The 10,583-nt window shown below is 37.0% G+C and carries 7 protein-coding genes and 1 tRNA gene; 6 read left to right on the top strand and 2 right to left on the bottom strand.

The window, feature by feature from the left end:
* Positions 1-524 precede the first annotated feature (524 nt).
* The 3 genes from IEV57_RS19020 (at position 525) to IEV57_RS19010 (ending at position 4,635) form a co-directional block, all read left to right on the top strand.
* A complete protein-coding gene (locus tag IEV57_RS19020; RefSeq protein ID WP_188444625.1) occupies positions 525-1,826 on the top strand; it encodes an MFS transporter in 1,302 nt (433 codons plus the stop codon).
* 1 nt (position 1,827) lies between these two features.
* Positions 1,828-3,303, top strand: a complete 1,476-nt coding sequence (locus IEV57_RS19015; RefSeq protein ID WP_188444624.1) for an NAD(P)H-hydrate dehydratase — start codon at positions 1,828-1,830, stop codon at positions 3,301-3,303.
* Between the two features lie 84 nt (positions 3,304-3,387).
* Positions 3,388-4,635 carry an MFS transporter gene (locus tag IEV57_RS19010; protein ID WP_188444623.1) on the top strand — a complete coding sequence of 416 codons (1,248 nt, stop codon included), beginning with the start codon at positions 3,388-3,390 and terminating at the stop codon, positions 4,633-4,635.
* 307 nt (positions 4,636-4,942) lie between these two features.
* Here IEV57_RS19010 and asnS read toward each other — a convergent pair whose 3' ends face one another.
* Entirely contained in the window at positions 4,943-6,394 is a 1,452-nt protein-coding gene (asnS, locus tag IEV57_RS19005; RefSeq protein WP_188444622.1) for an asparagine--tRNA ligase, read from the bottom strand.
* A 189-nt stretch (positions 6,395-6,583) separates the two neighbouring features.
* Here asnS and rpoN point away from each other — a divergent pair, with 189 nt between their 5' ends.
* Together rpoN and IEV57_RS18995 are read left to right on the top strand one after the other, a co-directional pair.
* Entirely contained in the window at positions 6,584-8,038 is a 1,455-nt protein-coding gene (rpoN, locus tag IEV57_RS19000) for an RNA polymerase factor sigma-54 (protein ID WP_188444621.1), read from the top strand.
* Between the two features lie 51 nt (positions 8,039-8,089).
* Entirely contained in the window at positions 8,090-8,659 is a 570-nt protein-coding gene (locus IEV57_RS18995; protein WP_229744575.1) for a phosphatase PAP2 family protein, read from the top strand.
* 170 nt (positions 8,660-8,829) lie between these two features.
* Here the strand turns inward: IEV57_RS18995 and IEV57_RS18990 are convergent, their stop codons facing one another.
* A complete protein-coding gene (locus tag IEV57_RS18990; RefSeq protein ID WP_188444619.1) occupies positions 8,830-9,567 on the bottom strand; it encodes a porin family protein in 738 nt (245 codons plus the stop codon).
* 176 nt (positions 9,568-9,743) lie between these two features.
* Between IEV57_RS18990 and IEV57_RS18985 the strand changes: the two genes are divergently transcribed.
* Positions 9,744-9,817, top strand: a tRNA-Arg gene (locus tag IEV57_RS18985).
* Positions 9,818-10,583 lie beyond the last annotated feature (766 nt).

The following is a 10,583-nucleotide window of genomic DNA, read 5'->3' as shown; positions in this document are numbered from 1 at the left end:
CTTCACTGAATAAGCGCTGTTGCTTAATTTGATATTCCTTTTTCATTTTGGTAGTGTGTTAAAACACAAACAAAATGTGACAACTTTTTTCAGGCACTATCAATTATTCGCATGATTATAAGTGAACTATTCACATACTGATGACTTTGCGAATAATCATTTAAATTAAATATGCATATTCGTCTTCTTATCAGTAGCCATTGATAACAATGTATGAAGTTCATTTCAATCAGCTGTTGTCGCTTGTGCGCCGTGGCGTAGTTGACTGTCGACTGTTGACGATTATAATTATAAGTGAACTATTCACATACTGATAACTTTGCGAATAATCATTTAAGTTAAATATGCATATTCGCCTTCTTATCAGTAGCTATTTATAAAATAGAATGAAGTTGGTTTTAATCAGCTGTTGTCAGTTGACTGTCGACCGTTGACAAGTGAACTATTCACATACTGATGACTTTGCGAATAATCATTTATATTAATCCTGTAAATTATACCCCTTACAATATTCTTGTCTTTTTATGAACAAAAAGAAAATTCAAAATGCCTGGGCCATGTACGATTGGGCAAATTCTGTCTATAGTCTTGTTATTACATCAACTATTTTCCCAATCTATTTTAACAGTGTTACCAAATCAGAAGACAGAGGGGATCTAGTGAGTTTCTTCGGAATCGAAGTTGTCAATACTGTTCTTTACTCTTATTCAATCTCTTTTTCTTTCCTGATTATAGCCTTTATCTCGCCTTTGCTTTCTGGTATCGCTGATTCGGGAGGAAAAAAATTGACTTTCATGAAGTTTTTTGCCTACCTAGGTTCACTTGCTTGTATTGGCCTGTTCTTCTTTGATGGGGATAATCTTGAATTTGGGATTATTTGTGCAGTCTTAGCAAGTATAGGCTATGCGGGCAGTATTGTATTTTACAATGCTTTTTTACCTGAAATTGCAACGGAAAAGGAATTTGACTTTCTAAGTGCCAAAGGCTTTTCGCTTGGCTATATAGGGAGCGTTATTTTATTAGTTTTGAATTTGGCAATGATTGAGCTCCCGGAAGTATTTGGTCTTGCTGATGGTGGTCAAGCTGCGAGATGGTCTTTTTTAATCACAGGGCTTTGGTGGGCTGGGTTTTCCCAAATCACATTCAGGTATCTGCCAAACAATCCTTATAAAAAGAAAGTAAGCAAAGAAATTCTTTTGGTTGGGTATAAAGAAATAAGGAAAGTGTTTTATAAGGTCAAGGCTTCACCCGTAATGAATAGATTCTTGGCAGCGTTCTTATTTTACAGCATGGGCGTACAAACTGTCATGTATTTGGCAGCAACTTTTGGAGATAAGGAGCTGGGTTTACCGGGTGATAAGTTGATCATCACGATCTTGATTATTCAAATTGTGGCTATAGGAGGAAGTTATCTTTTTGCTTATGTTTCTAAGTTGTACGGCAACAAAGTTTCACTCGTTATCATGGTCTTTGTTTGGGTTTTCATTTGTGCAGGCGCTTATTTCGTGGAGACAGCCAATCAATTTTTCGCTTTGGCATTTGTTGTCGGGATGGTTATGGGAGGAATTCAATCTCTCTCAAGATCTACTTATTCTAAATTAATCCCTGTTGACACGACAGATCATGCTTCTTACTTTAGTTTTTTTGATGTTACTGAGAAAGTAGCGATCGTTTTAGGGACGTTTTGTTATGGTTTTATTGAACAATTGACAGGAAATATGAGAAATAGCTCTTTAGCCTTAGGATTGTTTTTCTTTGTTGGCCTAGGATTCTTAATTTTATTGAAAATACCCAAACGTGATTTGGAACAACCTGCTTTAAATTAATATGTTACCAATAATCTCCGGAGAACAAGTACAGCAAGTTGATGCATCCTATTGCTCAACAGAAAAAATCAGTTCTTTGGACTTGATGGAAAGTGCTGCGATTTCATTTGTGGATTGGTTGATGCCATGGATTTCAGATTGTAATAAGCCGATTTATATTTTTTCTGGGCCAGGGAATAATGGGGGAGACGGTGTCGCCATAGCGAGATTGCTTAAATATTTGAATCAAACGGTCCATCTTATCTATATGAAAGAGGTGGCCGATTGTTCCCAAGACTTTCAGGATAATTTTCATAGACTTCCTAATGGGATATCGGTCAGTAAATTTGATGTGTGGGATGGGAAAATCGAAAAAGATTCCATCATCATTGATGCAGTTTTTGGTGTTGGAATCAACAGACCTTTAGAGGGGCCTTATCTGAGTTTGATCAAAATACTAAATAAGCTAGGTGGTCTAAAAATTTCCATTGATATTCCTTCTGGCCTACCTGCTGATCAAGCTGCTTTCGGGACAGTATTTAAAGCAAATCATACTGCTACATTTCAATTCCCAAAATTGAGTTTACTATTCCCAGAACATGCAGAGCTTGTTGGGGAGCTTCATATTTTGGATATCGGAATTCATGATCATTTTCTTGACAAGTTTGAAAGGGGTCATTTTTATCTAAGACAGGGAGATGTTCTTGCCTTTCACCGCACTTTTCATCGCTTCAGCCATAAAGGCGATTTTGGAAAAGTGCTTTTTTTAGGAAGTGAACTCGGAAAATCCGGTGCTATTAATTTATCAGGTTATGCCGCCTTGAGAACAGGTTCGGGATTAGTGCATATTGCGCCATTTATGGAAGATCCTTTTAGGATGATTCCAATTGTGCCTGAATTGATGCTTTATCAAGATTCCTCAAAAACTAGCTTGAATCAATTCGATGCGATTGGTATTGGGCCAGGTTGGGGGATGGATGTTGATAAAGACTATTTCCAATCCATCTTTGCGAGATTCAAAAAGCCGATGGTGATCGATGCAGATGGGCTCAACTTGTTGGCAAAATATCCTGAGTTGTTGAAAGAAATACCACAGAATAGCATATTGACGCCCCACTTAAAAGAATTTGAGCGGTTGGTCGGTGAATCTGCCAACCATCTAGAACGAATAGAAAAGGCAAGTTCTTTAGCAAAAGCAAATAAAGTTATTGTGATTTTAAAAGGTGCGCACACGCTGATAGCACTGCCTGACGGAAGAAAAATATTCAATTCTACAGGAAATCAATATATGGCTACAGCTGGATCTGGAGATGTGTTAACTGGAATGCTAACCTCTTTTTTGGGACAAGGATATGCGCCAGAGAATGCTGCGATTTGTGGCGTATTCCATCATGGTTTGGCAGGGGAAATTGCTTCTAAAAGTAAATTGAGAGGGATGATTGCCTCGGATATCATTGAATCTATTCCTGATACCTTCATAAAACTGAATGTACTTTAGGTGTATCATTCATTACTTTTAAATCATACTTAAAGAACTTATTCCATATTGAGTGGGTTTACCTTCCATATTTTAGATGGAAGAATGAAGAACGAGAAACTTTTGCTGTGGACTTTAGCAGCAATCAACTTTACCCATATCGTAGATTTTATGATACTGATGCCCTTGGGGCCTCAGTTGATGAGGATATTTGAGATCAGTCCAAGGGAATTTGGGCTTTTGGTGTCTTCATACACCTTTGCGGCTGGTTTGAGTAGCTTTTTGGGTGCATTTGTTTTAGATAAATACGACCGCCGAACAATCATGATGTGGGTGTTTCTTGGTTTCTTCTTGGGGACTTTAGCCTGTGCATTTTCTCCAAGCTATCCCATCTTACTCCTAGCAAGAATCATTTCTGGACTATTTGGAGGTTTGACATCCGCTTTGATTTTAGCGATAATAGGAGATGTCGTTCCTGATGCGCGAAGAGGAAGAGCTATGGGATTGGTCATGGCAGCATTTTCTGTAGCCTCTGTTTTTGGGGTTCCTTTCGGTTTGTTTATTGCAAGTTTATCAAATTGGCATGCACCGTTTCTTTTTCTTGCCGGGATCTCTGGGGTGATATTTTGGATGATCTATAAGTATGTACCTTCCATCACAGCACATATTGTGGCCAAAAAAGATAAGCCAACACCAATTCAAGTGATCAGAAGAGTGACGAGCAATGGTAATCAAATGCGAGCCATCACGCTAACTGTGATGATGATGCTTGGTCAGTTTATGATCATTCCTTTCTTGAGCCCTTACATGGTAGCAAATGTAGGTTTTACCGATATGGAACTCACCTACATCTATATGGCAGGTGGTGCTTTCACAATCTTTACGTCACCATGGGTAGGAAGGATGACAGACAAATATGGGAAAGTGAAAATATTTTCGATTTTTATGACTTTAAATGTTATTCCGATCGCCGTAATCACACATTTGGGTGCTACACCAATTCCGTATGTCTTGTTAATTTCAACCATGTTTTTTGTGACGTCAAATGGAAGGATGGTGCCTGCATCTGCTTTGATTACTGGAACAGCAAGACCAGAAAACAGAGGTAGTTTCCTAAGCTTCAACTCTGCCGTCCAACAATTATCTGCTGGCTTAGCTTCCTTTGTTGCTGGTTTGATCTTAGCTGAAAACATCAACGGAGAATTGGTCAATTACAATATCGTAGGTTATATCGCCATCGTATTTAGTCTTTTGACCTTACCATTGATCAGAAGGATAAAAGTTGTGGAAACAGAAGCAATTGTGTCTGTTGCAGAAAGCGAAACCAGCGAAATTAAGGTGACCCAAAAATAAAAAAGGTCTGAGGTGAAAACCTCAGACCTTTTTATTGTTATATATACACTTGCTCGTTAAGAGGAAATCAAATCCTAGCAGTGAACACTTTTTTTATATGGTAATAACTAATCAACTGATAACGATTACCCGAATTATTATACTTAATACTAAAGATTTCCACCTACATTCCAAGTGCCACTTAAAATAATGTGAATACTGTATTTGGATCTGCTGTAGACTGTTGGCTGTCGACAGTTCACAATTATCAGCATGATTATTATTGATAAAGATGCATTGTGGAATCACTGCAGATAATCACATTTTATTAAAACTCCGCACTACCCGGCGTTCTTGGAAAGGCAATGACGTCTCTGATATTTCCCATTCCTGTCACGAACTGAACGAGTCTTTCAAATCCCAAGCCGAATCCTGCATGCGGTGTCGCTCCAAATCTGCGGGTATCTAAATACCACCACATTTCTTCTTGAGGAATATGCATCTCTTCCATTCTTGCGGTTAAGTTTTCCAATCTTTCTTCTCTCTGTGATCCTCCGACTATTTCTCCAATTCCTGGGAAAAGGATATCCATCGCAGCTACAGTTTTCCCATCTTCATTCAATCTCATGTAGAAAGACTTGATCTCTTTAGGGTAATCGGTCAAGATGACTGGCTTTTTAAAGTGCTTTTCAACCAAGAATCTTTCATGTTCTGACTGTAAATCTGCTCCCCATTCTTCGATTAAGTATTGGAATTTTTTCTTTTTGTTAGGGTTGGAGTTTCTAAGAATATCGATTGCCTCGGTATAAGTTAATCTTTCAAATTTATTCTCAGTCACAAATCGCAGTCTTTCCATCAAACCTAATTCACTTCTTTGATCTGCCTTTTTGCTTTGCTCTTCTTCTGCGGCTCTCTTATCCAAAAATGCTAAATCATCCTGACAATGTTCCAAAGCATATCGAATCACATACTGAAGGAAGTCTTCAGCAAGATCTTGATTGTCTTCAGCATCGTAGAATGCCATTTCCGGTTCAATCATCCAAAATTCAGCAAGGTGTCTTGTTGTGTTTGAGTTTTCAGCACGGAAAGTTGGACCGAAAGTATAGATTTCTGCCAAAGCCATTGCAGCCAGTTCCCCTTCGAGTTGACCAGAGACGGTAAGGTTAGCTTCTCTTTCAAAGAAATCTTTTTTGTAATTGATGCTGCCATCTTCATTGAGCGGAGGATTTTTCAAATCAAGCGTGGTTACCTTGAAAGTCTCACCCGCTCCCTCAGCATCAGAAGCTGTGATGATCGGCGTATGGATATAAAAGAATCCTTTATCATTGAAATATTTGTGAACCGCGTAGGCCAAAGTATGCCTTACTCTGAAGACTGCACCAAAGGTATTGGTTCTCATTCTCAAGTGAGCGATTTCTCTCAAAAACTCAAGTGAATGTTTCTTTGGTTGTAAAGGATATTTCTCAGGATCTGCATCACCAAGGATCTCAATGGCGGAGGCGGAAATTTCAGAACTTTGTCCTGCACCTTGAGAAGCGACGATTTGCCCAGTGATTTTGATACAAGCTCCCGTCGTGATTCTCTTTAATATATCTTCTTCAATGATAGTCGGGTCAGCCACTACCTGGTAATTGTTGATGGTGGAACCGTCATTCAAAGCAACAAAGGATACATTCTTGTTACTTCGCTTAGTTCTTACCCAGCCCATCAAGGTCACTTCCTGACCTACAAAATCGCTTTCCAGCAGTGATTTGATTTTTATTCTTTTGTTGAATGCCATGACTTTCTTTGTTAAATCCAATTCTTGTGCCCTTCCCAATTTTTGAGGATTAACAAGTGGAATGCAAAAAAACGATATAATAAGCTTTTTATCAAAAATTTGATCTAATTTCCTAAATTTGAAAACCAAAAAGATTTAATGCCCCCAAAAAGGCTGATTTATTTTTACCACAATTCGTCACTATCCTATATGCAAAAACTTAATTTAAGTCAGGTTCTTTCCCAAAAGCTGTCTCCTCAGCAGATTCAGTTTATCAAATTGCTCCAAGTGCCAACTGCCGAGTTGGATGCCCGAGTAGAAGAGGAGCTTGAGATTAATCCTGCATTGGAGGAAGGTCGGGATGAAGAAGAAAAAAACCCAGAGGAAGAATTTCCTGAGAATTTTGATGAAGACATGGGGTCCCGAGAAGGAGATGTCAACATTGATGACTATCTCACGGAAGATTATGGAGGCTACAAAATGCAAGGTGATGGAAACTATTCCCCTGACGACGAAGATAGAGAAATTCCAATTTCGGGCGGGATATCACTCCACGAGCAATTGATTTCACAATTGAGCTATTTGAAGCTTGATGAAACACAGCAATTGATAGGGAGACAATTGATAGGGAGTATAGAAAATGACGGCTACATTAGAAGAGACTTAGAGGCTATCATCAATGATTTGGCTTTTGGGCAAAATGTCGAGTCTGATCTTGATGAAGTGGAAGAGATCTTAAGAAAAATCCAAAATTTTGATCCAGCAGGTATTGCTGCAAGAAATCTTCAAGAGTGTTTGTTGATCCAATTGGAAAGAAAAGAGCATCCAGATGATCCACTTGTACAAAATGCTGTAAAGATCATCAATGATTGTTTTGAAGAATTCACAAAGAAACATTACACTAAGATCCAAAAGAAGCTCAATATAGAGGACGAGGATTTGAAAGATGCGATTCATCTGATAACGCGTCTCAATCCCAAACCAGGAGGGATTTCTGATGGAATGGTCAAAACACAATACATTATTCCTGACTTTATTCTTACCAATATAAATGGGAAGTTCGAGATCTCTCTAAATTCTAGAAATGCTCCAGAACTTCGAGTAAGCAGATCCTATTCGGAAATGTTCGATGCTTATGACAAGAGCGACAAAAAAGATAAGAAGTTGAAGGAAACTGTGACATTTGTTAAGCAAAAACTAGATGCTGCCAAATGGTTCATAGATGCAATCAAGCAAAGACAGCATACACTTTTGAAAACCATGCAATGTATCCTTGACTATCAGGAAGAGTTTTTCTACGAAGGAGATGAGACCAAACTGAGACCAATGATTTTGAAAGACATTGCAGATCGTATCGAAATGGATATTTCTACAGTTTCAAGGGTAGCGAATAGTAAGGCGATTCAGACTGAGTTTGGTATTTATCCTTTGAAATATTTCTTTTCAGAAGGTATAGCGACTGATTCAGGAGAGGATGTAAGTAACAAAGAAGTAAAAAGTGTGTTACAAACATTGGTAGATGGTGAAAATAAAAGGAAGCCACTATCTGATGATAAGCTAGTAAAATTGTTAAATGATAAAGGATACAATATAGCGAGGAGAACAGTTGCCAAATACAGAGAGCAATTGCAGATTCCGGTAGCTAGATTAAGGAAAGAATTATAAGTGTTTAGGAGATTTTCAGAATTAATATCGCTGGTTTTTCAACCTTTGGTGATGCCCACCATTATATTTGCATTTTTGCTTTTCGGTCTACCAGATGCTGTATTGATTGATAGTGGAAATAAAGGGCTCGTGTTTTTCGTAATCGTAGCCAATACATTTATTATTCCTTTAGGAATATTGATGGCAATGCGATTCACGAAAGTAATTCCTTCACTAAGAATGGAAAATCGCAAGGAACGGGTGTTTCCTTTTTCGATCATTAGTTTGCTGTATATGATTACGGCTTACTCATTCTACATCAAAGATTGGATAGATTATAAGTTGATTTATGCGCTGTTTATCATTACGATCTGTCTTATTTTATTGACTGCAATTAGTTTTTTTTGGAAAATCAGTGCACACATGATAGGAGCAGGTGGATTGTTGGGAATAATCTTAGCCTACAGTATGAATATCCAAAATCATAATTTCTTGTATTATACGCTTGCAGCAATTTTGTTGTCAGGTGTCATTGGCACATCAAGACTTCACCTCAATGCCCATACACCACTTGAAGTTCTTGCTGGCTTTTTATTGGGATTTGGAGTTTGCTTTGGTTCCAGTTTGATGATTTGGGCATAAAAAAACCGACGCGAAGTCGGTTTTTTTAATTTCTTTATGACCAGTACTTCATCATATTTTAATTTTCAATTTCTTTAGAGATACTGATTTTTGATCGGTTGATAAATCATCAGTGGTAAATCAATTACCTGATTTGTCTATAAGTATCTGTTTGCTAAGAATTAATTTTCTTAAAACAAAGCCACTGAAATACCAAAATTAAACTGGGTCGCTTGCGTTGCAAAAGGTCCTTTATCTTTTTGGAACACTTGGTTCAAGCCATAATAACCCCAGATATTAAATCCTGGAAAACCTAAACGAGTGTATACGCCATACCTAATAGGAGCAACACCAAAGTTTTGTCTGTCTTTAATTTTCCTTTCTAAACCATCACTATCTTCATAAGCGATTTTTGATTGAGAATTTAAAAGAAACCCTACTTTACCACCAATAGCTACTTTCATACTTTTCTGATAGTTACTTCTATTAAAGTGGTACCTCAACTCAAGGGGTATGTCGAAATATGTTAAAGAAACATTGTTTGTGTTTACAAGTATATCATCCCCATAAACATCACTTATTTCCAATAATTGACTGGATTCCGGGCCCAAAACTGGATTATTGAAAAGTGTTCTGTCTTCTGTAAAAGCTAATTTATCCGTACCTATACCAATTCCTGGGTTAAATGTAAATCCAGAACCTTCTCCAAATATGTTAATGGGTGCGTGATAGTAGATATTGAAAGTTCTTGATGGGAAAAAACGAGTTGATAAATCATCAGGTTTGTTGTTCAAGGTGTTGAAGCCAAAATCTACTATTAAATCACCTTTGACATCAGGCCTTCCACCGATTGGGGTTTTGGTCCGTTCTTGTGCTGATACACTGAAAGTAATTAATCCTACTATGAATAATAAAGCTAGTTGTTTCATGAAAGAGATAATTGTATTAAAATTGAGCGGCTAAATTATAAAAACATCAGGGATTTATATTCCTTTTTATCTTAATTATTCTTAATTGATATAGAATGGTTTTGGATTAATTTCAAAAAACCTTGATAGACCTGTTTGTAAATATAAAAATCATATCTACATTTGCAATCCCAAATGGCTTCGTAGCTCAACTGAATAGAGCACCTGATTACGGCTCAGGAGGTTTCAGGTTTGAATCCTGACGAGGTCACTACTTAATCCTTTAAAAGTATCGGATTTTCCAATAAAGCAATAAAACTATTAACAGGAGTTTGGTAATACCAATCAATTTTCGCAATTGTTCCCTGTTATACGTTTGTTCTTATCCTCTACATCTGTTTTAGAAAGTTAATGCTTTGCATATAAGCAATATAAATCTGGCCTAATTTGTAGAGATTTTAAGATTGAAGATTATTCATCTTCTATTCGTATTCTTCCATAACCTTTTCAAAAATAAAATAATCTGAATAGCATCCTTGATCATACTCAAAGTTGTTGATTTTGGATGTTTTGCCCAGCTGTTAAAAGTTGAAATGATTTGAGTATAATATCTAACGATTCTCATCAATAGATAAAGTGCTATAAATTAAAGCGTCTTTTTCACTGGATTTTAAATTTGAAATAACATGCGATTTGGAATTATAGACCTTGAAAACGCTGATTTGAAAATATCTCCCTGAAATTCAAGCATTAATAATTATTTGTTCAATTTTCAGATAAAAATGTTGCAGGATTAAAAAAAGAAGCTCACCTTTGCACTCCCAAACGAGGGAAAAAGGAATGAAAAGCAAAATAAAATTTTAAATTTTGCTAGTTTATTGAAAAGAAAAATGATTTAATTTTATCAAACATAAGCTTTGCAAAATTAAATTTCATTCTTACCTTTGCAAACCCAAGAGTAAAACGGCGACAGAAGAGTTGTTGACAAGACACCGGAATGACGGTGTACAAGTTCATTGAAGTATTGTAAGACGAAA

This window comes from Belliella aquatica (assembly GCF_014637795.1).
Taxonomy (GTDB): domain Bacteria; phylum Bacteroidota; class Bacteroidia; order Cytophagales; family Cyclobacteriaceae; genus Belliella; species Belliella aquatica.
This window is presented reverse-complemented; position numbering and strand designations above follow the sequence as displayed.

What these genes read in the sequence shown, in the direction of transcription:
- IEV57_RS18990 (WP_188444619.1), bottom strand. Translation starts at nt 9,567, where the DNA reads ATGAAACAACTAGCTTTATTATTCATAGTAGGATTAATTACTTTCAGT.
- rpoN (WP_188444621.1), top strand. Translation starts at nt 6,584, where the DNA reads ATGCAAAAACTTAATTTAAGTCAGGTTCTTTCCCAAAAGCTGTCTCCT.
- IEV57_RS18995 (WP_229744575.1), top strand. Translation starts at nt 8,090, where the DNA reads ATGCCCACCATTATATTTGCATTTTTGCTTTTCGGTCTACCAGATGCT.
- IEV57_RS19020 (WP_188444625.1), top strand. Translation starts at nt 525, where the DNA reads ATGAACAAAAAGAAAATTCAAAATGCCTGGGCCATGTACGATTGGGCA.
- IEV57_RS19010 (WP_188444623.1), top strand. Translation starts at nt 3,388, where the DNA reads ATGAAGAACGAGAAACTTTTGCTGTGGACTTTAGCAGCAATCAACTTT.
- IEV57_RS19015 (WP_188444624.1), top strand. Translation starts at nt 1,828, where the DNA reads ATGTTACCAATAATCTCCGGAGAACAAGTACAGCAAGTTGATGCATCC.
- asnS (WP_188444622.1), bottom strand. Translation starts at nt 6,394, where the DNA reads ATGGCATTCAACAAAAGAATAAAAATCAAATCACTGCTGGAAAGCGAT.